Consider the following 22,290-nt stretch of genomic DNA (forward strand, 5'->3'; position numbering starts at 1 on the left):
ATGCCCGACGCGCCGGAAGCTTACGGGGCCATGATCACTCGCCCCGAAGCAGCTCCACCGACCTCGCTATCCGCTGCTGCGTCATGACCGACGCAAGGCCCGATCACTGCGCAGCGGTATGAAGTCCCAGTACAGCCTCTGCTCCTCGTCCACTACCGGCGTGTAGCGGTTGAGGGGCCGAGAGGTCTCGAGAGACGTGGCGATCGCCTCCATGAGCACCGGCAGGGACGTCCACATCTCGTGCGATACGCGCATGATGCCTTCCACGGCCTCGGCTTCGTGGACGCGCCCCCGGTCGATCTCGGGACGGTGGTCCAGTACGAGGGGATCCCCGCCGACGTCCCGCGCGATGGGGATCAACTGCGGGTGTCCGTACAGGACGTGGCTAGCCCCGATCTTCATGAAGTCGTAGTCCACCTCCTCTCCTTTCTCATCCGCCGTGCACTGGTCGTAGAAGCCGGTGAGAAGTTGCCACGCAGCCGCTATCTCGCGTGCACTCATCGGTCTGTAGAACGCCGGCAGCAGCGAGAATTGCTGGTCGAGGAGACCGTCGTGCCGCAGCAGCGACATCACCAAGGGCCTCAGCAGTGGCCGGCCGATGACGCGTTCGACGGCGGCGATGTCCGCCGGATCCGCGGGCGGCGCCAGCGCGGCGTAGGTCGCCGGCGCGTGCTCGGCCAGCCAGTTCTCGATTCGCGTCCACGACTCACTGATCGGTGCGGTCATGGCACGGCATCCTGCCACCTGGTGCTGACAACCTCCTGGGAACAGCCAGACGGTGGCCGTGACCCCAATACATCCGGCTGGGGCCGCCTCTGGGTCGTGCGAGGGGACTCCACGATGACAGGCGACGACACCCGCCGACCGCTAACCCGCAGGCCAGAGGGGCGGCGGCTGGAGTGCGTGCAGGTCAGGCAGATGCCGCGTCGCTTCTTCGGCTAATGATCGCGCTCGATGGAGCACAGCACCTCACGTCCGCCCGTCCTCCAGCCACGGCGCCACTGGTAGACCGACTTCTCACTCACCCGTAACTCCCGGGCGATGCACGGAACTTCCAGCCCGGACGGACCGCGTCACCGGTCCCGACACAGATCCAGACCCCAAGACGCCGAAGTCAGTAAGAGACGTAAAACGCCGGTTCCTCGCGTACTCCTCTCCATCATGCTCGCCGGACCCGCCCCATCTGGCAGTACTGGACACGTCCCGGCTTTGTCAGGGCCGCTCTCACCCTCACCGGCATCACCCGGATCAGGCTGCCCTCAGCTTCAACCCAACTGCTGCGAAAGCGGGTTGGTGCAGGTCTTCCACCTCCACTCGAACCAACACGCCTCACGGCGCAACCAAGATCTGTGCCAGAACCCGTAACTCACCAACAAAGCCAGACCTGCCAAGTCCTGGGTCGGCAGCCCCTCGAAGTAGTGCAGCACGATGGCCGAGCGTTGCATGTTCGGCAGGTCCCGCAGGGCCGACAGAAGCGTGACGTGTTGGACCACGGATTCACTGGAATCGTCGAAGGTCAGGTTCTGTTCGGAGAGGGCTGCGGTCAACGGGGTGGTGCGGGCATGCCAGCGGTGGCTCGCCCTGGCATTGCGGCGCGCAGCCGTGCTGACAGGCGAGCGGGTTATCGATGGTGCCCCAGCGGCGCCAGGCGTCGACGAGCGCATCCTGTACGGCGTCCATAGCTGCGCCGTGGCTGCCGTCCTCAATCGAAGAGGCCAGCGATAAATACTGTGGCCGAGTCCAGGCCGAAGCAGATGAAGGATCACTGCACATCGGTGCTTAGTGGTCGGTTTCGGAAGTCCTTCGGGGGTTGACTTCAACGTTGGCTTCATGCCTGTCTCGGGCAACTGCCGGGGCTGGTGGCTCTGCTGGACGCGGCCACCTGGCGATCTGAGGCGACTCCGAAACCTGCCTGCCAGACTCCTCAGCTGTGGGCTGCTGGTATCCGTGGGTTCGGGTCAGTGTTGCGGCGTCGTCCGGCTGCGGTAGGACTGCGCGGCGACGAGGAGGCCGATTCCCCAGACCAGGAACTGGGGGATGCCGTAGGCGACGATCCACCGGCTGAAGATGCCCGGCTCGTTCCACTGCAGGACGGTCAGCACGGCGGCCCAGGCGGTGTACAGCAGCAGGAACGCCGCGACCGTGAAGGCGGTGGCGGCCAGCGACCGTGGTGGGACCCGGCGTCCCGCCACGACCGGCACCCACTTCGGGAACACCAGGCCCCACGGCCGGACCAGGCTCAGTGCCAGCACGCCGGCCATCGCGGCCATCCCGCTCAGCACGAACAGGTAGGGACCGCCGCCGACGGCGTACCAGTCGCGGAACTTGTCCTCGTCGGCCCACAGAGGGATGCCGAGCGCCCACACCGCGTGCAGCGGGATGAAGCCGACGGTTGCGGAGATCGCAGACGCGTAGGCGGCCCTGACGGCCCGCCGCGACGGCAGCGGAATATCGGTTACTGCGGGGCTGCGAAGAACGTCAACCTTGGACATGAACGGACCTCTCGGAATGGGGCAACGAAGAACGCGCTCACGTCGCACTGTTCCAGAGGCACGCCGACCACCACATCCGCGATCAGGTCGACGACCACTCATGCCTGAGAGTGACCCTGGCGTCGGCTTCCTCCCCTGCGGAGGGGAAGCCGGGCTCCAGCCAGCGGTCATTGTCTTGGGTGGGTGCCCCATGCACCTGCCGTTGGACGTGCGCGGCGTGTCGCATGGGCCAGCAGCATCCGAGGCGTCAGGCTGCGGTTCGTCGTGATCCACTTCTCTCGATCGGCCTGCCTGCCATGCCTGTTGCCGCCGCCCGCCCGATATTTCCGACAGCCGCCGAGCGGCACCGGTTGAAGAAGGCGGCCTGGGGCCACAAGACACCCCACCAGCCGCGGCAACGCGCTCACATCGTGCTGCTGGCGGCGCGCGGCCGCTCGAATGCGGCCATCGACGACTTCACGCCGTCACTGCCGAGCAGTGGCGGCGCCGAGCGCTGCCGCAGCGCCCGGGCGAGGTACTGCGACGACTTCGTGGTCCTGTCGCCAACCAGACAACGGGCCGATATGGACAAGCAGTTGGCGGCGAAAGTGCTGGAAAGACTCGGGATGCGACTGCACCCCTCACCCGAGGTAGGCAGGGCTTCGATTTCCTCGGCTTCCACCACCGGAAGATGGAATCGTGGAAATGGCGAGGCAGGTTCTACCTGCAACGCTGGCCCTCGGCCAGAGCGATGCGAGTGCTGCGGGACAAGGTCCGCGCAGCAACCGCCCGCTCGAAGACCGAACGGCCAGTGTCAGCCGTGGTCGCCGACCTGAACCCCGTACTGCGGGGCTGGGCAGCGTACTTCCGCAACGTGAACTCCGGGCGGAAGTTCAACGCGGTCGATGGCTACGTTGTGCACAGGGCGACGGCGCATGCCAGTCGGTGAACGATGTCGGAAAGCCGTGTGCGGGAGAACCGCACGCACGGTTTGAAGCGGCGGGGACTGGAAACGGAGCGGAAGCCCCGCCAGACGGCATGCGGGTGCTGGTCACCGGACGGCCCAGCCCGCCCGTTCCGGACGACGTACCTGTGGGTGGCCGACTGGTGGGCGGCTCCGTGGTTGCGCGTAGTTCGTCGAGCCACCGGCGGGAAAGTTCGCGGGTGATCGGTTCGAAGAGTTCGGGTTTACGCTCCTGGTCATTGCCGTGCCCGCTGTGCATCGAGGCGGGCAGACGGGCGGCGGCGGGCACCCTGGGAAGGTGGAGTAGGTGGGGGAGTCGTCCAAGGCTCGTGAGCTGTATGACGCGCTGCGGGCCCTGGAGGCCAAAGCCAAAGGCCGGGTGATCCGCCCGTAGGTGAACCGGGTGGTCCAGTTCCGGCCTCGGAGTCGGTGTTTCCGGCTGGCGAAGATGGCCAACCACGGTGGTGACTGCCGTGCATCAGCGTGCGGTAGGGATCTGCTGACTGCCGTGAACGGGTAGTTCAGCGAGGGTGATGTTGGCGGCCTCGCGGATGAACCCGACGGCGTGTTCGAGGAAGGGCTCGATCATCGTGCGTGCGGCTGGGGCGCGTGTGGCTCCGAGGATCCCGATGGCGTGTTCGAGGAGGTCCGGCGTCATCCCGGCAAGGGCGGGGGCAAGCGCCTCGACGAGCCGCAGGGGCAGGTCCCGATGCAGGGGCGTCTCACCGATCGAGTTCAGGGCGGACTCCTGGACGGAGTGATCCGGATCGTCGAGTGCAAGCGCCATCAAGTGACTGACAGCGAGTTCGGCTTCCTGCTGGCCCAGGCTGCCGCAGTGCAGAAGATCGCCGAGGGCGGCGGAGGCGTCATCACGCTCCCGGGCCTCCTGCGCGGACAGTCGTTCCAGTGCCTCGGTCAGGACGTTCATGCGGCGACCTCCTCGTAACGCTCCAACAGGCCATGGCCAGCCTGGCGGCCCGGCTGCCGGGCCCCTTGGTCACCCTTGTGCGGAGCCGCACGGTGGCGAAGGTCGACTCTATGGGGTTCGTAGTCCGCAGATGGATCCAGTGCTCGACCGGGAAGTCGTAGAACGCCAGCAGCACCTCGCTGTCAGTCGTCGATGCGTTGAAGGGTCTGCGTGAACTCACCGGTCTGGATCAGGCCGACGAGAACCTGGGTCATGTTGCTGATGCCCGCGTCGCGGACGATGAGGCCGTCCGAGCACCAGAAGTAGCTGCCGCCAAGGGCCTCCCCGGTTGCCACCCACCTCTTCATGATGGTCTCCACCTGGGCGAGGGTGATGACGGTCGCACTCCACCGGGTTCCGTCATTGAGGTCCACGAAGACGTCGATGTTGTCCACCGACTCCAGCTTCTCGCCTGCATTCGGCAGGAACGCTGCCTCGAAGTGCTCCGTGCGGACTCGATACCAGGGCCCGTCCAATCGGCCTGCTTGCTCGCTGTGGCTCACCGGGTGAGTGTGCCGGGCTGTCGGGCAGGTGGCCGTCCGGCTCGTCGGCGGCGTTCAAGCGCCGAGGCTCGGCCGAGCGCGAGGGGCGCAACCGGGTGTCCGACTGCCCTTGCCTGTCGGAGACCTTGACGGCGCCCGCCTGCCCCTTCCACGTCCCTGTGTTTTGGGGCGGGTTCGCCAGGGCGGGGGCCTGCATCGGGGGGGCACCGGCCCTGGGAGGGGTGGCTCAGATGTTGAGGGTGGTGATGTTCCACCAGCGTTCGTCGGTGAGGTCGAGGGTGATCGGCTCGGGTGCGGTTCCCGGCTTGTGGTGGAGCAGGGCGTCGTAAGTGCGTTGGGGTAGCGGCCTGGTGGTCCAGGGCTGGCCGTTGTGGCCGTCGTCGGGGACTGCGGGGATGGTGAGTTCGACGGCGTTGGCCAGGTCGGCCGGGGTGATGCCGTCGGGCGTCCGCGTGAGGGTGATGATCTGCTCGTAGTGCGGGCGTTTGACCAGGCGGTGCGCGATGTGGGCCTCGTTGCCCTCGCCGTAGATCAGGTAGGTGAGGTGGGGCGGGAAGCCCTCGCTGTCATTGAAGCGGCGGAAGTTGAGTACCCGCTCGATACGGGCGGTGAAGCCCTCCGAGAGGGGCTCCCAGACGCGGTCTTCGCCGTTGCCGGTCTGGGTGACGCGGTCGAGGCGGGCGGGGTACTCGGTGACGGCGCCGTCGCCGATGGGCGGCAGCACCATGTCCTGAGTGTTGCGCACGGCGTGCCAGCTGTTGGGGTGCTGCGCCCGGTCCTTGAGGTAGAGCTCGATGATGTCGGTGGGCAGGTCGTACTTCAGAACGACCTGGTAGCGGTGCTCGGCCATGCCGAACATGGCCAGGTGGTAGCCGAAGACGGTTTCCCGGCCGGCCAGGATGAAGGAGTGGACGGAGGGGTCCTCGTGCTCGTGTTCGTGACGGGTGGTCATGCGCACTCCATTCCGGTGGGGGGTGGCAGGGTCTTGTGGCGGCGTTGCCAGAACGGCCGCTGTGCCCAGCGGCGTTCGAGGGCATAGGCGGTGTGGTGGTTGCGCTGGTAGGCCGCGAGCAGGCCGTTCACGTTGTCGCGGTAGGAGTCCAGGGCGGTGGTATCGCCGTCGAGGTGGGTATTCAGGGCGCCGGCTCCGGTCATACCGGTGTAGAGGGCGGTGAGGATGCCCTGGGAGGAGATCGGGTCGAAGGCGGCGGCGGCGTCCCCGACGGCGATCCAGCCGTCACCGGTGGCGGTGTCGAGGTGGGAGGAGTGTGCGGGTGCCCGCCGGGGTGTGGCGTCGGTGGGCACGGGGTGGGCGTCGGCTCGGGCGGCGACGTACCGGGTCTGCCGGAGCAGTTGCGGCAGCGCCGCGCGGTCGTGAAGCGGGGGAGGGGTGAGGTCGGCGTCGGTGAAGTACGCCACCAGGCGCCGTCCGGTCGGCAGGAGTGCGGTGTACCACCAGCCGTCCGGGGTGGATTCCACCAGGGAGGACGTCTCCGTGTGCGGGGCGGTGGGTGCGGGCGGCAGCTCCAGGCAGGTGGCGAGCAGCCGGTCGGTGGTTTGGCGGGTGGCGCCGCATCGGGCGGCGATGGCACGGCGGCGGCCGCTGGCGTCGATCAGCCAGAGGCAGCGCACCAGCCTGGTGGACTGCCGGCTGTGCAGCGTCACTGCCCAGCCGCCGTCCGGCGTACGTCGGTGCGGGCGGATGGCGGTGTGGTCGGCCAGGGCGGCTCCGGCCGTGCGGGCCGCCTCGCGTAGGCGGCGGTCGAACCGGGCACGGTCGAGGTGCCAGCCGGGTCCGTTGGGGTCGCGGATGAAGTCCACGCGACCGAGCGTCGCCGATCCCCACGCGGAGAGGTTGGCGTAGCACGTCAGGTGGCCTTCGACGACGGGCTGTTCACCGACCCCGAGGTCGTGGAGCAGTGTGCGGGCCGCTGACGGCAGCGCTTCGCCGACCTTGGGTGGCCCGCCGCCGGCGTTGGCGAGCAGCACGGAGCGGCCGGCGCGGGCCAGGGTCAGGGCGGCGGCGGTGCCGGCCGGGCCGCCACCGGCGACCACCACGTCGTAACGGTCGGCGGCCTGTGGAGCGCGATCGGGCATCAGACGTTGTTGCGGTAGGGGGCGACCTTGTGGATGAAGCCGGCCGTGACCTCTTCGGCGGTGTAGCCGCTCACGGCGACGGCCTGGTTGATCGCGACGGACGCGACCGCCGGGTCGGCGGCCTGCGGGACGTGCAGGGTGACCAGGTTCCGGGTGGGCGACACGCCCGTCAGGTCGATCGAGGGGGTGGACTCCACCTGGATCCGGTCGGGGAAGTCCTTGGCGCCGTCGCGTACTTCGACGATGCCGAGCCGGTACCAGTCGTTGACCATCTGGTTGAGCTGGTCGGCGTTCTGTCCCTTAAGCCCGCGCAGCCACACCGCCCGGCGCTCGAACGCCTCCGTGCGTTCCGCCAGCGACCGGCTCTCGTCGACCACGACCTGGTAGTCCTGCTCGGTCAGCACGTGGTTGGGGACGCGAGCGGGCCAGAACGTCGGCAGGTAGGGATCGTGGCGGGGGCCGAGCGCGAGCTCGTAGCCGGAGCGGCAGCTGGCCGTGTCGGCCTGCCACGGCACCGCCATCCAGCGGGTGAGGTCGCCAGGCCCCTGGTCGTACAGCGGGCCGTTGACCGACAGGGCGGTCTCGGGCGTGAGCACCGCGCCGTACGAGGGCTCCGGCTGGTCGGACAGGCGGTGGCGGATACGGAACGGCGCCGCGTACATCGACGGGTGCCGGATCGGCCAGGTGACCTCGCAGCCGGGGTGGAAGGCGTCGGCGAGGCAGAAGTCCAGCGCCGCACGATCCAGCGCCTCCGGCTGCTCGCCGACCGCAAGGCCGTCCAGGTCGCGGGCCGGCTGGATGGTGCCCCAGTCGTCTTCGAAGTCCCCGTCGGCCCAGTACTGGAACATCCGGTACTGGGTCGCCGACAGGGCCATGTGCTGCAGCGGGGTTCTCGGCGGGATTGCCATGCCGTCCCCGTAGAGCCAGGGCCAGGGTACGGGCGATCCGCCGTCGCGAGCGAAGTCCCGCAGCGCGTTGAACACCTGACGGCGCAGTGCCCTGCGCTCCGGGGAGGTGCTGCTGAGACGCTTCATGGCCTCAGGTGTCACGAAGGGGGCCAGGCCCTGGTGCCCGTAGAACCCGGCGAAGCCCTGGTTGACCCACTGGTGGTCGCAGAACCGCTGAAGCACCGGCGCGATGTGCCGGGTGAAGGAGACCTTCTGCGGGAACGGCAGCGAGCCGTTGCCGACGAACACGTCGTGCAGCAGGTCGTACAGGGTACGGATGCCCTTCAGCGCCGGCGCGTAGTTCGGCGGTGCGACCACCACCCAGGCCGGGTCGACCGGCAGCTCACGCCCGCCGAGAGTCACGGTCGCGGTGACGGGACCGTCGCCGGTGTCGTCGTGCCAGCCGTCGTTGTTGGCGTAGGTGTGTACCGGCATGCCGTTGTACGACGCCGACTGGCCGAAACCGCCGAACACCAGCAGTCGGCCCGCCTCGTCGGTGCGCAGCTCGCCGAGGTAGACCTCCTTTCCCATGAACGTTCCGTTGCAGAAGTGGAAGTCGGGGCCTGAGACGTTCTTCCCGGTGATGCTGATCGGGCCGGGGTCGATGTGGAGGTCCTTGCGCAGGTCCCCGGTGATCTCCTTGTTGCGAAGCTCGGACGGCTTGGCGAGTGCGGCATCCGCGATGTCCAGGGCCAGCTGGAACTGGTACCAGGCGGCCTTCTTGTTCGCCAGGTGCGCCGTCCACCGGATGTCGGCGTTGTCGGGGGTGAGTTCGACGACGGCCTCGCCGCGAGCGTTGTAGCCGTAGATCCGGAACCTCGCGACCTCGCGCTTGATAGCCCCGGCGGTGTCCTTGTAGAAGCCCGGCTCCGCGGGCTGGGGATCGGGCACCTCAGGCCCGATGTAGTACCCCTCCAGCGAGTTCCCCACCCGGGTGATCCCGATGGCAGGGTGGATTGCCGCACGCACGACCTCGTCAAGCATGGGAAGGAATGCCTCCAACGTCCGGGAGCCGAGCCGAGCCGAAAAGAAGACTGTTCGCAGACGGAAGGCTAGGGTCGGCAAATCGGCGGCGATGCGCCTGACACCCACCAGGGGCCCGAACGAGTGACTTCCCGGCGGGGGGCACCCGGCTGTATGGCGATACGGCCGACCGTAGGCTCGCCTGGACGTACGCCCCGCGGACCGCGGAAACCCAGGGTCTGTCCGGAGTCGCGATCAACATGCTCCGATTCGGACTTGGCCAGGTCGCGGCGCAGGAGGCCCCGGGGCGCCTGCCGCCGCACGCGTGGCGGACATGGCCGGACGGGTGAACGACCGGGCCGCAGTCGGCGATCGACCTGACGGCGCTGCGGGCATTGAAGACGTCGCGCACCGACGTGGAAGCCCTCGATCTCACCGACGAACGGTTGCGCCGTCTCCAGGACGCCTTCACCGAGGCAGCCGACCGGGCCCACGAGACCATGGACCGCTACGCCGACCGGGAAGACACCGGCAGATCCCACCCGGTGCGCGAGGACGACCAGCGGGCGCACCGACCCGAGCATCCCGGCCCGCACCACGGACGAGAAGCCGGCCGCCGAGTGCATCCGATGGCGCACCCCCGGTGCATCGTCGGTGCGCACCGACGATGCACCGCACTGAGCCTCCGCCAACTTGAAATTGCAGGTCAAAGCGCTGGTGTGACGGTCGTTTGGGGGGTGCTCATGCTGGTCAGTGGCGGCAGCCTGCGCAGTAGATCATCCGTCAGCCCGCACACCGGCCTGACGGATGATCGGGGGCTGTAGAGCGAGGGTTGGCAGGGCTGGAGGTCTTGGTACTTCAGCTGCGTTGGTATCTGGCTGCCATCGTGTGGAATACTTTCTTCGGTTCCCAGCGCATTTCGTCGAGCATCCGGACGACGCCGTAGGAGCCAAGGTCTTGCCCGCCGGGCCTGCTGTAACCGGCGAAGGTGAACCAGAGCGCGGTGTCCACGCCTTCCTCCTCGAAGATGTCCAGCAATTCGGTGAGGTAGCGCGCCTGCTCGTCCTCGTCCGGGACCGCGCCGTCGGGCACCTGCCAGGCCATGCCGCCACGTTCTCCCGCGCCCTGGTACGCACAGGTTCCGTACTCGGTCACCGCGACGGGCTTGCCGTGGGCGAGGTGCCCACGCAGCTCCTCCCGGAAGCTGTCGGCGTTGTAGGAAGCCCGGTAGGCATCGATGCCGACGAGGTCGAAGGCACTCCAGTCGACGAACTCCCAGGGGGCCGAGGCGTAGGTGACCTGCCCGCCGAAGTGCGTACGGACGGTCGCGGCGATCTGGGAGAGGAAGTCGTTGAGGCGTTCTTGCACCGGCCCGAGGGAGGACCACCACACGCGCTCGGGGTTCTTGGCCAGAGGGCGGAACGGCTACCGAAGGTGGCGTCGCATCCGAAAGACCCAGGAGCGGGCCGGGCAGACGCACCCTGGCGCAGTCAAGGCTCTCGCCAGGACGACGCCCAGCGCTGCGAGCATCTGCTGCAGGACAGGTGTCCGGCGGCCGTAGCGGCTGGTCAGCCCGTCTATCTGCTCGGCGAAGGTCACCCGCTGGCACTCGCGGTTGTCGCAGAAGAGCCGGCGCACTGACAGTTCGATCACCACGCCCCGCCCGTCGCACGGCGCGTCCGCCAGGTGCCGACCGTACCGGCTGTGCACCCGGCCAGACGACACCCCGCAGCCGGGACACGGCACGAGTACGTCCTCCGGCGTCGACGCTTCGATCATCACGAGGCCGTCCCGTACCTCCATGCACTCGACCCGCATCCCCACGAGATGCGGGAGCAGAAGGAAGATCTCCTCACACGCTGTCAGCATCCACCTGGAGATGACGGAGCGTCACCGGTGCACGGAAGCACGATCGACTTCACGAAATCCGTGCCTGAACCCGATTCAGTTGCCACAAACAGCCGACAGCTGTAGACCCGCAACACTGGCCCGTTGTGGAGGGGGCCTGCCCGTTCGAGCTGGGCCAGGTGGGCTGACATCCGCTTGAGGAGTTCGATTGGCCCACCCTTCTCGCGGCACTACCGCCAGGATGCGACTCCGTCCCGGACCGTCGCTGTGCTTCTACATCCGCCGCCGTTGATGTCAAGGGTGGATGTCAGGGCAAGTGCGACTCGTTGGCGATCGGGGGCGGTCTTGCAATGCCGCGTATGCCCGCTCGATCTCGCCCAGATACTGCTCCAGGTGGAAGCGAACCTCCTCGATAGTTCTGCCATCGAGGCCCAGGTACATCAGGTCGGACCAGATGACCGTATCGCCCCAGAGCCGGACCCGGATGGTCAGCCTGCCCGGACATGAATTGGGCCGCTCTTGGGTCGCCACATCTACCGTGCACGGCATATCCGTCGGATAGAGCGGTCCACCTGGGCGGAGCAGTCGCCTCGGACCGAGGCTGGCCATCCTGCTATCGCTGCGCGCCACCACGTCGAGACCATCGACGAAGAGGTACGTGTGCATGGCAGCACATGCCGATGGCCCAGGACACGCGCTGATGAGCAGCGTGCTCACCGCACCATCGCTTTGCCTGTCGGGCACGGTGGCCCTCAGCGTGCGCGGGGGTCTACGCGACATCCGCCTGAGGTGACGTCATAGGCCGATCGTAGCGGCTACGCCGCGGGCCTCAGTTCCAACCGCCTACTTCTGTGGTTGAGCTGAGCCTGCCCCGTACAAGCGGTTCGACGCCGGATCAACTTCCGACCGACCTGGCTCCGCGCGCTCGCCGCGACCGGTTTAGGTGACGGTTTCGAACCGCCGACATCTGCTTTGTAGCCTGGCGCCGATCTCCGGCCGGTCTTTCCAGGCCGTCGGCGGCGCGGGCCGCGACGCGAGCGGATGTCCGTCAAAGCGGATCAAGCCCACTTCGCTGCTGTACCGCAGCGGGCTATCCGCTGAGAGCGTTCACGAGAGCCACGAAGACGTCCACGCCGAAGGCGGCGAGGGGCACACCGTGGAACGGGCGTGGTTCAGGGCGTCAAGGTGGAGCGCGCCACTGTACGAACGACCTTGACGCCCTGGGCCGCGACTGCTCGGCTCCGCCTGGGGCGAAGGTGGACGGGATGGGAGCACACAACGCTCGCCACGATTCGGCGATTCGGTAACCTCGCCGGTTCACTCGACCCGCTGATCTCGTGTTCTTCGAGGGACAGCAGGACGGCCGTTCTTCACGCTTCGAGGTGTCGAGCAACGTCGCGTGAAGGAACGGCCGCTGGTGAAGAGTCTCGCTCCTGCAGGTCCCGCCGACGCCGCACTGGGCGTCCTGTCCCACTTTCGTGTCGAGTTCTACGACTGCCTGTACAGCCGCGCGGACGCGCTCTTCGAGCTCACCGACGCGGTGCTGTGCGCGGACGGGCCGGTGAAAACCCTGGTCGAGCTCTCCTTGGCGGTCGAGCACCGGCGCGGGCACGGTGCGCTGTACGCGGCCCTGGACCGTGGCTGGCTGGAGCCGACACGGTTGCGCCGCGTGCTGGCGGGCCTGCCGCTGCCGAAGGCGGCTGAAGGGCGGATCGTCCTCGCCGTGGACGTGTCGCACTGGCTGCGACCCGACGCTCCCACCAGCGGCGACCGGCTCTTCTGCCATGTCTACGGACGCGGCGACCGCAAGACGGACCAGCTGGTGCCCGGCTGGCCCTACTCCTTCGTCGCGGCCCTGGAGTCCGGCTGCACCTCCTGGGTCGCTCTCCTGGACGCGGTCCGCCTGGGGCCGGCCGACGACGCGACCACCGTCACTGCCGCTCAACTCCGCGATGCTGTCGAGCGGTTGACGAGCGCAGGCCACTGGAGACCGGGCGATCCGGACATCCTGATCGTGATGGACTCCGGCTACGACGTCGCCTACCTGACCCACGCTCTCGCCGACCTTCCCGTCGTGCTGGTCGGGCGCCTGCGCTCGGACCGGGTCATGCTCCGCGACCCCGGCCCCGCCCGGCCGGGTCCCCGGGGCGGGCGCCCTCGCCGGCATGGCGGCGTCCTCACGTTCAAGAAGCCCGACAGCTGGCACGACCACCGCTTGCGGGCGGCCTGGCGGGAGATGCCGCCCGCCGCCTCGCCCAGCTCCGGGTACCCGGCCCCGGCGCGGCCGCCCTGGTCGGCGATCTCCGCAGTCAGGCGCTGCATCTCGCCCACGACCTCGCAAGCGACCGCCAGGTGGGCGAGATGCAGCCGCTTCGGAGTCGGGGCTGTCGACGCTTTCGCCGGGGCGAGGCGGCTCAGCCTTCTGCCCCGACCTCCCACACTCGGGCGAAGTTGACGGCGTACGCCTCGACCATGCCGGGCTGGGACAGCTCGACCATCGCCTCGTCGTTGCGCTGCAGAGAGGTGGCGTTAAAGTTGTGACTGCCCGTCATCACCCAGCCGCGATGGGCGCCGGGGCCGGTCGGGTCGGTGACCACCATGTACTTGGAGTGGATGCGCCCGGCTTTCGTGCTGCCGTCGAGCACCCTGCGCGGAACGCCGGCGGCGTCCAGCGCCGCCGTGACCTCCGGGTCGGCGATGCCGTGCACGACGCGCACCTCGCATCCGGCCGTCACGAGCTCGGCGAGCCCGTCGACGATCGCGAGCCGGGTGGCGTCCCACTCGGACTGGCCGATCTCCACGCGGGTGCGGCCGTCCTTCCTGCAGCCGACCTCGGCGAGGCGTTTGGCGATCGGGTCGCGGTCGGCGACCGGGTAGAACTGGGCGGTCACCTTGCCGCCCTGCATCCCCCCGGTGACGGTGGTGTCGTAGTCGGGGTTCTGCACCTCGGCGGCGAGGTCGTCGAAGTAGCGGCCGTATCCGGCGAACAGCTTGCGGTTGTCGGGCAGGACGACCAGGTTGTTCCAGTATCGGGTCGAGTTGACGTCGGTGATGTTGTTCGACGCCTGGACGACGACGTCGCGCTGCCCGCCGACCGACGAGAACAGGGAGAACTTGTTGTGCATTCCTTTGGTGCCCTGGCAGGAGGTCGTGTTGCCCTCGGGGCTCGGGTGACTGCAGACGTGGACCCAGGACGAGGCCGACTTGTCGGTGCCGAGGGTGTCGATGAGTTTGGCTGCGGCGGGGTTGTCGATCTGATAGCCGTCGATGACCATGCGGACCTCGACGCCGCGCCGGTGGGCGTCGAGCAGCGCCGCGACGTAGTCGGAGCCCGCGTCGCCCGAGACGACGAACTCGGCGATCTCGATCGACTCGCCGGCCGGGGTCTGCTTGATCAGCGAGCAGATGCGCTCGACGACCGCGGTCGGGGTGCCGGCGACTGGGTCGTTGAAGACCGCGTCGGTTCTGACCGGTACGTCGGCGGCGTTGCGGCAGGCGCTGCGGGCGGGCTCGTCGAGGGCGGCCTGCGCGGTGGGGGCGACCACTGCCTGTGTGCACACCGTGGCGGCCAGGGCCACGAGGCCGGCTATGGCAACGGAACGTGATCGACGCATGGGGTGTCTCCTGTGCGGTGCAGCCACTCCCGAGCGGAGCGGTCAGGAGCGGATGTTTCTGAGTCCGCCTGCACGCCAGGTGACGGCATCGCCAACCCGAGGCATCCGGCACGCGAATGATCACGTGTACCGACAAAGTAGCGAGGTTTCGTGGCAGGCGAGCTGGTGAAGTGCTGCCTCGTCTTGAACTCGCCGAACGTGGAGCGGAGTTGCTCGATCCGCCGCAGTTCCTCCGCCTCGGGCGTCTCAGTGACCGGCCCCGGCGCGGATGGCTCGGGCGACCGGGCTCGGGGGGTGCCTCTATGTCTTTCGTCAAGCGAGGCGTGGGGTTCTGGGCTCGTAGAAGGTGCCGTCGCGGAGCATGGCGAACAGGACGCTGATGCGGTGGCGGGCGAGGCGGAGGAGGGCCTGGGTGTGGGTCTTGCCGCGGGCCCGGCATCGGTCGTAGTAGCCGCGGGAGGCGGGGTCGTGCAGGGCGGCGAACGCGGACAGGAACATCGCGCGTTTGAGCTGTCGGTTCCCGCCGCGGGGTGCGTGTTCGCCGTGGATCGAGGTGCCCGACTGCTTCGTGGCCGGAGCGAGGCCGGTGTAGGAGGCGAGGTGGGCGGCGGTGGGGAAGCTGGTGCCGTCGCCGACGGTGACCAGCAGGACGGCGGCGGTTCTGACGCCGACGCCGGGCAGCGACGTCAGGACCTGGGAAAGAGGGTGGGCCTCCAGCAGTTCGTTGATCTGGCCTTCCAGGGCCCGGCGTTGTTCGTGGACGGCCGCGAGCGAGCTGGCCAGGGACGGGATGACCACGTCGAGGGTGCCGGTGCCCGGAACGACGACGGTCTGTTCGTCGAGCGCGTCGAAGACGTCGTCGATGAGCTGGGTGGCCATGCGCGGGGCCTTGGGGCGAATCAGCTCGACGAGTCTGCGGCGGCCGGCTTTCCGCAGGGCAGCTGGGGAGCCATAGCGTTCAAGCAGCCAGGTGATGGCCTCCTGGAGCCCGGCTACCGCCTCTACACCGCCCGGTGGGCCCTGTCAGACCTCCCCGCCCGGCGCCGCCCACCAACCCCCACGCCCGACCCGGACCGGCAGCCCTCGGTCGATCCCGGCGAGTCGGCTGCTTCCCGGCCCCCGGACCAGGAAGCGGGGAAGTGGGAGATACCCCGCCCCCCACTGAGCTACGACCGGGCCGTCCTCGCCGGCGCGGTGCTGCGGGAGACGCTGCGCACCGCCACCGCCACCGCCGTGCGGGGCCGGGAGTACGACGTCGTCCCGCACCAGCAGGCGGCGATGCCCGAGCTGCTCTCGCCCCAGGACGTCGACCCCGCTGGCCCGGAGCCGGGAGACGAGCGCCGGTCGGCGATGGCGGCGCTGCGGGCCCTGAAGGAGTCGCGCACCGACGTGGAAGCCCTGGAGTTCACGGAGGAGCAGCTGCGCCACCTCCAGGGTGTGCTCACGAAGGCGGCCGACCAGGCCCGCGAGACGATGAGCCGGTACGCCGACTGGGAGGACACCACCGCACCGCACCCGGTGCGCGAGGACGACCAGCGTGCGCACCGCCCCCAGCAGCCGGGCCCGCACCGTGGGCCAGAAGCTGGCCGCTGAGTGCACCCGGGGGAGGCCAGCGGCCCTCTTGCAGGACCGCGAAAAACATAACGGGGCCCACCGACGATGTCGTGCACTCTCCGCATGGATGCACGACATCGCCCGGAGTGCACGACATCGTGATGACGATGCACAACATCGCCGGGGACGATGCCGTGCATCCACCCCGGGGCACCCTCATCGCGCATCGCCTGCAGAGCCTGGACGACGTTCCTTTGGTGCGTCGGCGAGGACCTGGCCGACGAAGTGCGCGATGGTGCGGGCGATCCCCGGCGCGGCAGCCGCGGGGGCGTGCGTGGCCCACGTGCGGATCGCCATCAGGTAGATGACGCCGGCCTCGTCCAGGACGAAGGAGTCGGCGCAGGGGTCGGTGTCGTCGGACAGCACGGTCACGGGGAAGACGATCAGTTCCGCGATGCCCGGCAGCAGTCCTGGCAGCTGCTCCACCTCTCGGGCGCGAGCCGTGCGGCCTGGGCGTCATCTCCGGTCTCCACCGCCAGGATGTAGTCGCAGCCGAGCTGCACCAGGTGCGGGGGCAGTGAGGGAACGATGGGGGACATGGGCAGCTCCTGACGTACGGTCGACGTGCCGATCACGGCGACGTCCCCAGCAGGGTCGGCTCGCCAGCCTGTGGACAGAGGACAGAGAACTCTCCCTCCCCGTCCGGGCGGGACGAATCGGGCTGCAAGGGCCAAACCCGGCCCCCTTGTCCGCCGTGGTCGGCCCGACCACGAGCCCGACCATGACCCCTTGTCCCGGTCTGCTACCGCCCCGGCCACCGCCGCGTTTCCCCTTGACCACGCTTGCTACCGGCCGCCGTCAGACTGCGGACAAGGGGGTCCCGTGCACGCTGCTTCCTCCGTCACCGCCCACCCAGGGCGGCCCGGAGCGAAGGAGCCACCGCGATGACCACGCACCGACCACCGGCAGACGCCCAGCGCGCCCGCCCCGACCACAGGTCCGACCAGCACGGGGCAAGCCGCCCCGGCCTCCTGCGGTGCGCACTTGGGACGCCACTGTGGAACCCACTTTGGTGCCCGACACCGATCCGGCCGGTACAGAAGGCCAAGTCGGGGCGCCCGGCCCAAGGCGGCGGGGGCCGGGGTTCCACCGGACATCGAAAGTATCGGGTCCCGCAGGTGGGGGGATCCGTGTGCCGGCGGGGGCCCCGCCCCCGTTAGGGCCGTTCATGGGCTGGGGGCCGGGCGCGTTGCGCGCCCGGCCCCCAGAGATGGATCAATCGTCTAGTCGGTGATCTCTACCTGGACGGTGCCCGTGCCGGACGCATGGTCGGCGTCACCGGCGTAGGTAGCGATGTAGGTGGGGTAGCCCGCCAGCGGTGGGATGTCAGTGAAGGTGAAGGTGCCGTCGGCTTTGACCTTCGCGGTGGCGATCTGTTCGTCGTTGCGCGTGATGGTGACGACCTTGCTCTTCGGGAACGGCACCAAAGAGGTGAGCTTCCCGTGCACAGTTACCGACTCGCCGAGTGGCAGTGCCGCTGGGGCGGTGAGGGTGATGTTGCTGTTCGCCTTACGGACGTCGGTGATGATGTCGAGAATGACCTCACCGGCGTGAGTGAAGCGGGTGCCGAACAGCTTGGTGCCGTCCGGTGCCCAGGCCACACCCCGTCGCACCAGTTCCATGGAGCCGCCCCGCGACACCGCGATGGTGCGGAACGGGGTGGTCTCACCGCGGCGGTAGACGTAGATGTCCCATTCCCCCGAGGCCGAAACGCCTGCGGCCACCGTTCCATCGGGAGCGATGGCGACGGCGTTGGGGTACGGGCCGGTGTCGTACTGGGCTTCCTCAGTCAGGTCCGACAGCCGCCACTGCTGGTGGTAGTAGGTGCCGCCGCGCGCGGTGATCACGCTGCCTCCGTCTGGAGTGACGGCCAGGTCCTCGACGCTGCCGACCTCTTCGGTATAGGCGATCTCCTGAGCAGTGCCGGAGCCCACGTCGTACACCCGCATTCCCAGCGAGCCTTCACTGTCCGCGGCGACGAGCCGGTCGGGCGCGGCTGGCGACGAGGCGAGCCGGGGCTTGCTGTACCACTGCGGGTCGTTGTCCAGGCCGACGATGGGGTTGGCTTCGGCGATGCTGATCGATCCGATGCCGCCGCTGAAGGGGGTTGCTTGGTAGGAGAAATACAGTTTGCCGCCGGAGAGGGCGAGATTCTCCGGTTCGGTGTCGGTCCCGGTGGGGATGCGACGGACCTCGGTCAGGGTACGGGTGTCGATCTCAGCGATCGCGTCGGCCTCTGGAAGCGCAACGTAGAGGGTGGCCTCATCGGCCGTGAGGCCCATGCCCCGGGCGCCGTCGAGTCCTTCGACGACCTTGATCACCTGGCCGTTGTGGTCGGTGGCCACCACGGCGTTGTCTCCGGGGGAACTGACGTAGACGTGGTGGCTGTCAGCGAGGGTCTGCCAGTGCGAGACCACCGGCAGCACGATGCTGTCCGCGGCCTGGGCCGGGCTCGGGCTGACAAACAGAGTCACTGAAGCAGTGAGCGTGGCGAGTGCCATCGCCCCCGCGAGTCTTCGTATGCGCAAGTGCGTCAACTCCCCATTGAACGCGTCGACCGCCGTGCGCGATCAACGGGCCAACTGTAGGGCGTGGCACCGACATTGGGCGGTGATAATTCCTGGTGGGCTGGAGGTTCGACGGCGGCATCGCGCAGATCCGGGCGGGAGTGGTGGTGACCCTCTGAGGTGGGCATCAGGCGCCGGCATGCCTTCGCGCCCGCCGGTCCGGGCCGCGGTTGCCCGCCAGGAGCCCCGCCGGTCCTGGGCTCTCAGAGGGCGTTTAGCGTGGGCGGATTGCCCTTTATCTCCTAGTAAGTTCCTCGCCAAGTTGGTGTGGTCTCGTCCGTTATGCGCTTGGCGAGGTTGTCGATCGACGCGACGTGGATCATGGCTTCGGAGCTGGTGGCGAGGGTCTCGTGGTCGCGGGCGAGTCGGCGGTGCATCATGATCCAACCCTTACTCCGCTCTACTACCCAGCGCCTTTTCACGACGTGAAAACCGCGAACTTGGGGGTTTCTTTCGACGACTTCGACGTCGATTCCGAGCTGCGCTCCGTGTTCGACGACGGCCTTCTTGAAGCCGGTGTCGACCCAGCTCTTGGTAATGGTCGGGTAGGTTTTCTTGGCCTGATCGAGGAGGCGTATTCCCAGGGCGTTCTCGAAGAGGCTGGCGGCTGCGACGGTCACGGCGAGGATCAGGCCGATCGTGTCGGTGAGGATGCCTCGCTTCCGGCCCACGATCTTCTTCGCGGCGTCGGTTCCCTGGCTGGTCGCGGGCACGTTGGTGGAGGTTTTCACGCTCTGGGTGTCGATGACGGAGGCCGTGGGTTCGGGCTTGCGTCCCTCTTTGACGCGGGCCAGTCCGGTCAGGTCGTAGTTGAGCTGGGCGAAGATTCCGTCGTCGCGCCAGGCGGCGTAGTAGGCGTAGACGGTGCCGTGGTTCGGGAAGTCGTGCGGGAGGTATTTCCAGGGGATTCCGGTGCGGTTCACGTAGAGAATCGCGTTGAACACGTCGCGAAGGTCGACTTTGGCCGGCTGGCCGGTGGGCCTTCGGTCGAGCCTGGCTTTTCGCCATGCCGTCAACGTCGGCTCGATCAAGGCCCATCGGGCGTCAGACAGGTCGCTGGGGTACGGCTTCCGCTGGCTCACGCCGTAGCGTTGGCGCGGGAGGGTCGGAAGGTGCCGTTCCGCTGATCATCGGGAGGTTCTGCCGCATCTTCACACCAGACGGACTCCCAGCGACAGGTGCGAGCGAAACGGATGACAGGCTTCAAGCGGCGAGAGGAGGCGAAACTTGCATATAGCTCAGACCGCCCCAAAATGGGTCAGTAATGAAAGCCGCTTTTCGGAACAGACCTACTAAACGCCCTCTGACGCCGGGGGAGCGGGCGGGGCTTGCGGGAGGGGAGCGGGCGGCGCGCAAGCACGATGTGTTCCTGGCCCGGCCGCGGGGCTGGCGCAACAAGGTGTGGGAGACCGATCACGTCCAGGCCCCGGTGCTGGTCGACGTCGACGGCAGGGCCCGCAGGCCGTGGATCACGTGGTTCACCGACTGCGCGACGAACGCGATCACGGGTGTGGCCGTCACGCCGGGGGATCCGTCGCGGGAGTCGGTGCTGGCCGCGCTGGCGTTCTCCTACTACGTCCGCATGCTCGCCAGCGCACCCGAAGGCTTCGACGACGTCACCGACCTGATCGTCCTCGACAGCATCCAGTGGTGCACCCCGGCGCTCGACACGGCCGCCCAGACCCGATACCTGCGACTCGTCCAGGACTGACCCAACGCCGGGGCGCAGCCGACCCGCTGCGCCCCGCTCCCCACGGCGGGGGAGTGGCACCCCTGCCGCAGCCGGAAACACCCACACGAGAGGAGCTCAGCATGTCGGTCACCTTCACCGCCGAACTCACCGGCGAGCCGGTCGACATGAACAACGCCAACGCCGCCCGCGTACTGGGCACTCTCGGCTACAGCGAGCCGTACGGCGACGAAGGCGCCGAAATCTTCCTCGGCTGCATCCTGCTCGCGCTCGCCCTCGACCCCGAGGACGCCGGGCGTCCCGCCGTCACGGACAGCCGCTTCACCGACTGCGGCCGCCCCCAGGGCTACACCGGGGCGCGGCTGCGCGAGCTGCACCACCTTGCCGAGTTTGCGCGGGCCCGCAGCCTGCGTATCACCTGGGGCTGACGTCCGCCTGCCCCGCCCCCACAGGGGGACGCAGGGAAGCCCTGCCGCGCGGCCGCGCCGGCCGTCGGGTGGCGGGCGCCCCGCCCCGCCCTCTTTCTGCGGGACCCTGTTGGCGAATTCAGATGTTGAGCCCGGTGCGAGCTGAAGCTCGCACCGGGCTCTCCTGTCCAGGCCAGTGCTGAGGTGCGAGGATGCGTAAGTGGTGACTGAAGCAGAGTGGGAGCGAGTTCAAGGTGAGCTGCGATTCGGTCAGGTCTTCACTGGCACTGTCGTCCGAGTGCCCAGGCCCGGGGCGATCGGTGTCTTCGTGGACATTGGCCTCAGTGTCGGAGGGTTCGTCGACGTCGTGCTTCTGCCTCGTCGGCGAAGCGAGGACTGGCCTGCCGAGGGAACAGTGACCGACTTCGAGGTCTGGTGGGTGCACAGCGATCACCAGCAGATACGGCTGAAGCCCTCTGACCCGCAGTACCTGTGCGAGGACTTCGCCGACTTCGTTGCCCGATTCAGGCCCAATTGGCCATCCGACATCGGCAAAGCCGTAAGGGGTCCGCGGCCATCAACTCCGTAGGCGTTGCTCAGCCCTCGCTCTGCTGAAGATCCGCAAAGTGTGAGAAGCCGTATCTCAACCGAACGTGATCGCTTGATTTCTGCTGGTCAGGCATGGTCTAGCTTGAAATGAGGGAGGCATGCGGCGTCTTGTTTCGGCTCCTTGATCGAGGAGTGCGTGATGGCGTCGGTGCTGGGAATGCTGGAGGAGCGGGAGACAGCGGCCCGGGTGCGGGTGGAAGGGCTGCGGGAGGAAGTCGCGCGGCTGGCGGGGGTGTTGGAGGCCGCGGAGATCGAGCTGGACCGGCGGGTGATCGCGCGGGAGGAGCTGGTCGAGGCCCTGGCGGCCTCGGCTGCCGAGACCACCGCCGTGACCGAGGCGGAAACCGTGTCCTCGCCCGCGCCGGTGCCGGGCTCGATCGTTCCGCCTTGGCGCGAGGGACTGCCGGTGACAGTGCTGGCGCTGGACTACCAGCGGATTCTGGGCGTGCTCGACGAGCGGCAGCCCGCGGGCCAAGGGCCGCTGAAGGCCAGGGAGATCACGGTTCAGCTGGGCCTGGAGGCAACGTCGGCGAAGGTCGAGGGGGTGCGCTCGAAGGCCCGGCGTCTGGCGGAGCGCGGGTGGCTCCTGCAGGAGACGTCGGGGGCATTCAGCGTCGGCCGGCGGCCCGTGGCCGTGCCAGACGCCGGCCCATCCGCGTGACCATCGACCACCGGATCATCGCCTCGCTGCTGGCCGGCAACGTCTCGTAGTCCCGGGCCAGTCGGCGCGAATGCATCAGCCACGCGAACGTGCGCTCCATCGTCCAAGCACACTGCGCTTATGGATAGTCAAAGCAGTGAGCGGATGCCGATAATCGGCCGTGAGGGCCTGCAGCGGTTGGTCGCTGTGGCCCGACGGTTGCGGGGCCGGCTGAGTGACGAGGGGAACGGGTCGTCATGCGCGACGACAGTGACGTCGGCCCCAGAGCCGAATTCCGGTGGTGCCGGACGGGCAGGTGTGGGCGGCGCTGCCGGAGGTGAACCGGCAGGCGGTGGTGGGGCAGTTGGTGCGGCTGGCGAGCCGCGCGT

General features: G+C 68.4%; 21 protein-coding genes and 6 pseudogenes. 7 read left to right on the forward strand and 20 right to left on the reverse strand.

From position 1 onward, the window contains the following. Positions 1–81: 81 nt before the first annotated feature. The 5 genes and pseudogenes from ABD858_RS36465 to ABD858_RS36485 form a co-directional block, all read right to left on the reverse strand. Complete coding sequence (locus ABD858_RS36465) at positions 82–726, reverse strand: SMI1/KNR4 family protein (RefSeq protein ID WP_345045928.1); 645 nt, start codon at positions 724–726, stop codon at positions 82–84. 230 nt (positions 727–956) lie between these two features. Beyond that, a pseudogene (locus tag ABD858_RS36470) lies at positions 957–1,058 on the reverse strand (helix-turn-helix domain-containing protein); the annotation flags it as partial. 207 nt (positions 1,059–1,265) lie between these two features. Further along, positions 1,266–1,547, reverse strand: coding sequence for a SigE family RNA polymerase sigma factor (locus tag ABD858_RS36475; RefSeq protein WP_345045930.1), 282 nt, complete (start codon positions 1,545–1,547; stop codon positions 1,266–1,268). 411 nt (positions 1,548–1,958) lie between these two features. Next, the gene (locus ABD858_RS36480) at positions 1,959–2,492 is read right to left on the reverse strand and encodes a hypothetical protein (RefSeq protein ID WP_345045932.1); all 534 of its coding nucleotides are present in this window, start codon (positions 2,490–2,492) and stop codon (positions 1,959–1,961) included. Positions 2,493–2,895: 403 nt separating this feature from the next. Next, positions 2,896–3,156 carry a hypothetical protein gene (locus tag ABD858_RS36485; protein ID WP_345045933.1) on the reverse strand — a complete coding sequence of 87 codons (261 nt, stop codon included), beginning with the start codon at positions 3,154–3,156 and terminating at the stop codon, positions 2,896–2,898. A 66-nt stretch (positions 3,157–3,222) separates the two neighbouring features. Here ABD858_RS36485 and ABD858_RS37135 point away from each other — a divergent pair, with 66 nt between their 5' ends. Further along, positions 3,223–3,420 (forward strand): group II intron maturase-specific domain-containing protein, encoded by a 198-nt coding sequence (locus ABD858_RS37135; RefSeq protein ID WP_425586384.1) that lies wholly within the window; start codon positions 3,223–3,225, stop codon positions 3,418–3,420. A gap of 493 nt (positions 3,421–3,913) precedes the next feature. Here ABD858_RS37135 and ABD858_RS36490 read toward each other — a convergent pair whose 3' ends face one another. The 6 genes and pseudogenes from ABD858_RS36490 to ABD858_RS36515 all read right to left on the reverse strand — a co-directional run bounded on the left by ABD858_RS36490 (position 3,914) and on the right by ABD858_RS36515 (position 8,933). Further along, the gene (locus ABD858_RS36490; protein ID WP_345045935.1) at positions 3,914–4,363 is read right to left on the reverse strand and encodes a HEAT repeat domain-containing protein; all 450 of its coding nucleotides are present in this window, start codon (positions 4,361–4,363) and stop codon (positions 3,914–3,916) included. Beyond that, positions 4,305–4,547: pseudogene (locus tag ABD858_RS37140) on the reverse strand (transposase); the annotation flags it as partial. The pseudogene ABD858_RS37140 and the gene ABD858_RS36490, both read right to left, overlap by 59 nt. Further along, positions 4,546–4,905: a hypothetical protein gene (locus tag ABD858_RS36500; RefSeq protein WP_345045936.1), complete on the reverse strand. Its 360-nt coding sequence runs from the start codon at positions 4,903–4,905 to the stop codon at positions 4,546–4,548. The pseudogene ABD858_RS37140 and the gene ABD858_RS36500, both read right to left, overlap by 2 nt. A 226-nt stretch (positions 4,906–5,131) precedes the next feature. Further along, positions 5,132–5,857 (reverse strand): hypothetical protein, encoded by a 726-nt coding sequence (locus tag ABD858_RS36505; protein WP_345045938.1) that lies wholly within the window; start codon positions 5,855–5,857, stop codon positions 5,132–5,134. Continuing rightward, positions 5,854–7,002, reverse strand: coding sequence for an NAD(P)/FAD-dependent oxidoreductase (locus ABD858_RS36510; RefSeq protein WP_345045939.1), 1,149 nt, complete (start codon positions 7,000–7,002; stop codon positions 5,854–5,856). Before ABD858_RS36510 ends, ABD858_RS36505 begins: the two co-directional genes overlap by 4 nt. Beyond that, positions 7,002–8,933: a LodA/GoxA family CTQ-dependent oxidase gene (locus tag ABD858_RS36515; RefSeq protein WP_345045941.1), complete on the reverse strand. Its 1,932-nt coding sequence runs from the start codon at positions 8,931–8,933 to the stop codon at positions 7,002–7,004. The genes ABD858_RS36510 and ABD858_RS36515 overlap by 1 nt, the downstream gene beginning before the upstream one ends. A 374-nt stretch (positions 8,934–9,307) precedes the next feature. On the opposite strand from ABD858_RS36515, the gene ABD858_RS36520 reads away from it, so the two are divergent. Further along, positions 9,308–9,736 (forward strand): hypothetical protein, encoded by a 429-nt coding sequence (locus ABD858_RS36520; protein ID WP_345045942.1) that lies wholly within the window; start codon positions 9,308–9,310, stop codon positions 9,734–9,736. A gap of 34 nt (positions 9,737–9,770) precedes the next feature. Here ABD858_RS36520 and ABD858_RS36525 read toward each other — a convergent pair whose 3' ends face one another. Both ABD858_RS36525 and ABD858_RS36530 read right to left on the reverse strand, forming a co-directional pair. Next, complete coding sequence (locus ABD858_RS36525; protein WP_345045944.1) at positions 9,771–10,280, reverse strand: glycoside hydrolase family 113 protein; 510 nt, start codon at positions 10,278–10,280, stop codon at positions 9,771–9,773. Between the two features lie 57 nt (positions 10,281–10,337). After that, complete coding sequence (locus ABD858_RS36530) at positions 10,338–10,781, reverse strand: transposase family protein (protein WP_345045945.1); 444 nt, start codon at positions 10,779–10,781, stop codon at positions 10,338–10,340. A 1,435-nt stretch (positions 10,782–12,216) separates the two neighbouring features. Between ABD858_RS36530 and ABD858_RS36535 the strand changes: the two are divergent. Beyond that, positions 12,217–12,966: pseudogene (locus ABD858_RS36535) on the forward strand (transposase); the annotation flags it as partial. Positions 12,967–13,174: 208 nt separating this feature from the next. On the opposite strand, the gene ABD858_RS36540 reads toward ABD858_RS36535, so the two are convergent. Then, positions 13,175–14,374, reverse strand: a complete 1,200-nt coding sequence (locus ABD858_RS36540; RefSeq protein ID WP_345045947.1) for a phospholipase D-like domain-containing protein — start codon at positions 14,372–14,374, stop codon at positions 13,175–13,177. Positions 14,375–14,686: 312 nt separating this feature from the next. Next, positions 14,687–15,355: pseudogene (locus ABD858_RS36545) on the reverse strand (transposase); the annotation flags it as partial. A 213-nt stretch (positions 15,356–15,568) separates the two neighbouring features. On the opposite strand from ABD858_RS36545, the gene ABD858_RS36550 reads away from it, so the two are divergent. Beyond that, the gene (locus ABD858_RS36550) at positions 15,569–15,967 is read left to right on the forward strand and encodes a hypothetical protein (protein ID WP_345045948.1); all 399 of its coding nucleotides are present in this window, start codon (positions 15,569–15,571) and stop codon (positions 15,965–15,967) included. A 177-nt stretch (positions 15,968–16,144) separates the two neighbouring features. Here ABD858_RS36550 and ABD858_RS36555 read toward each other — a convergent pair whose 3' ends face one another. From ABD858_RS36555 to ABD858_RS36570, 4 genes are all read right to left on the reverse strand, one after another. Beyond that, the gene (locus tag ABD858_RS36555; protein ID WP_345045949.1) at positions 16,145–16,414 is read right to left on the reverse strand and encodes a hypothetical protein; all 270 of its coding nucleotides are present in this window, start codon (positions 16,412–16,414) and stop codon (positions 16,145–16,147) included. Continuing rightward, the gene (locus ABD858_RS36560) at positions 16,372–16,527 is read right to left on the reverse strand and encodes a hypothetical protein (protein WP_345045951.1); all 156 of its coding nucleotides are present in this window, start codon (positions 16,525–16,527) and stop codon (positions 16,372–16,374) included. Before ABD858_RS36560 ends, ABD858_RS36555 begins: the two co-directional genes overlap by 43 nt. A 684-nt stretch (positions 16,528–17,211) precedes the next feature. Continuing rightward, a complete protein-coding gene (locus ABD858_RS36565; protein ID WP_345045952.1) occupies positions 17,212–18,462 on the reverse strand; it encodes a hypothetical protein in 1,251 nt (416 codons plus the stop codon). Positions 18,463–18,797: 335 nt separating this feature from the next. After that, positions 18,798–19,637 (reverse strand): IS5 family transposase, encoded by an 840-nt coding sequence (locus ABD858_RS36570; RefSeq protein WP_345045954.1) that lies wholly within the window; start codon positions 19,635–19,637, stop codon positions 18,798–18,800. Positions 19,638–19,867: 230 nt separating this feature from the next. Here ABD858_RS36570 and ABD858_RS36575 point away from each other — a divergent pair. The 3 genes and pseudogenes from ABD858_RS36575 to ABD858_RS36585 form a co-directional block, all read left to right on the forward strand. After that, positions 19,868–20,116, forward strand: a pseudogene (locus tag ABD858_RS36575) (Mu transposase C-terminal domain-containing protein); the annotation flags it as partial. 251 nt (positions 20,117–20,367) lie between these two features. Continuing rightward, complete coding sequence (locus tag ABD858_RS36580; protein ID WP_345045955.1) at positions 20,368–20,673, forward strand: hypothetical protein; 306 nt, start codon at positions 20,368–20,370, stop codon at positions 20,671–20,673. A gap of 727 nt (positions 20,674–21,400) precedes the next feature. Then, entirely contained in the window at positions 21,401–21,922 is a 522-nt protein-coding gene (locus tag ABD858_RS36585) for a hypothetical protein (RefSeq protein WP_345045956.1), read from the forward strand. On the opposite strand, the pseudogene ABD858_RS36590 reads toward ABD858_RS36585, so the two are convergent. After that, positions 21,870–22,028: pseudogene (locus ABD858_RS36590) on the reverse strand (IS5 family transposase); the annotation flags it as partial. The gene ABD858_RS36585 and the pseudogene ABD858_RS36590 overlap by 53 nt on opposite strands. Between the last annotated feature and the right edge of the window lie 262 nt (positions 22,029–22,290).

This window comes from Streptomyces sannanensis (assembly GCF_039536205.1).
In the GTDB taxonomy this organism is placed as follows: domain Bacteria; phylum Actinomycetota; class Actinomycetes; order Streptomycetales; family Streptomycetaceae; genus Streptomyces; species Streptomyces sannanensis.

Excerpts from the sequence above, each read along its gene's own strand:
- ABD858_RS36465 (WP_345045928.1), bottom strand. The coding sequence starts at position 726 with ATGACCGCACCGATCAGTGAGTCGTGGACGCGAATCGAGAACTGGCTG.
- ABD858_RS36480 (WP_345045932.1), bottom strand. The coding sequence starts at position 2,492 with ATGTCCAAGGTTGACGTTCTTCGCAGCCCCGCAGTAACCGATATTCCG.
- ABD858_RS37135 (WP_425586384.1), top strand. The coding sequence starts at position 3,223 with ATGCGAGTGCTGCGGGACAAGGTCCGCGCAGCAACCGCCCGCTCGAAG.
- ABD858_RS36490 (WP_345045935.1), bottom strand. The coding sequence starts at position 4,363 with ATGAACGTCCTGACCGAGGCACTGGAACGACTGTCCGCGCAGGAGGCC.
- ABD858_RS36505 (WP_345045938.1), bottom strand. The coding sequence starts at position 5,857 with ATGACCACCCGTCACGAACACGAGCACGAGGACCCCTCCGTCCACTCC.
- ABD858_RS36510 (WP_345045939.1), bottom strand. The coding sequence starts at position 7,002 with ATGCCCGATCGCGCTCCACAGGCCGCCGACCGTTACGACGTGGTGGTC.
- ABD858_RS36515 (WP_345045941.1), bottom strand. The coding sequence starts at position 8,933 with ATGCTTGACGAGGTCGTGCGTGCGGCAATCCACCCTGCCATCGGGATC.
- ABD858_RS36530 (WP_345045945.1), bottom strand. The coding sequence starts at position 10,781 with ATGCTGACAGCGTGTGAGGAGATCTTCCTTCTGCTCCCGCATCTCGTG.
- ABD858_RS36540 (WP_345045947.1), bottom strand. The coding sequence starts at position 14,374 with ATGCGTCGATCACGTTCCGTTGCCATAGCCGGCCTCGTGGCCCTGGCC.
- ABD858_RS36560 (WP_345045951.1), bottom strand. The coding sequence starts at position 16,527 with ATGTCCCCCATCGTTCCCTCACTGCCCCCGCACCTGGTGCAGCTCGGC.
- ABD858_RS36580 (WP_345045955.1), top strand. The coding sequence starts at position 20,368 with ATGTCGGTCACCTTCACCGCCGAACTCACCGGCGAGCCGGTCGACATG.
- ABD858_RS36585 (WP_345045956.1), top strand. The coding sequence starts at position 21,401 with ATGGCGTCGGTGCTGGGAATGCTGGAGGAGCGGGAGACAGCGGCCCGG.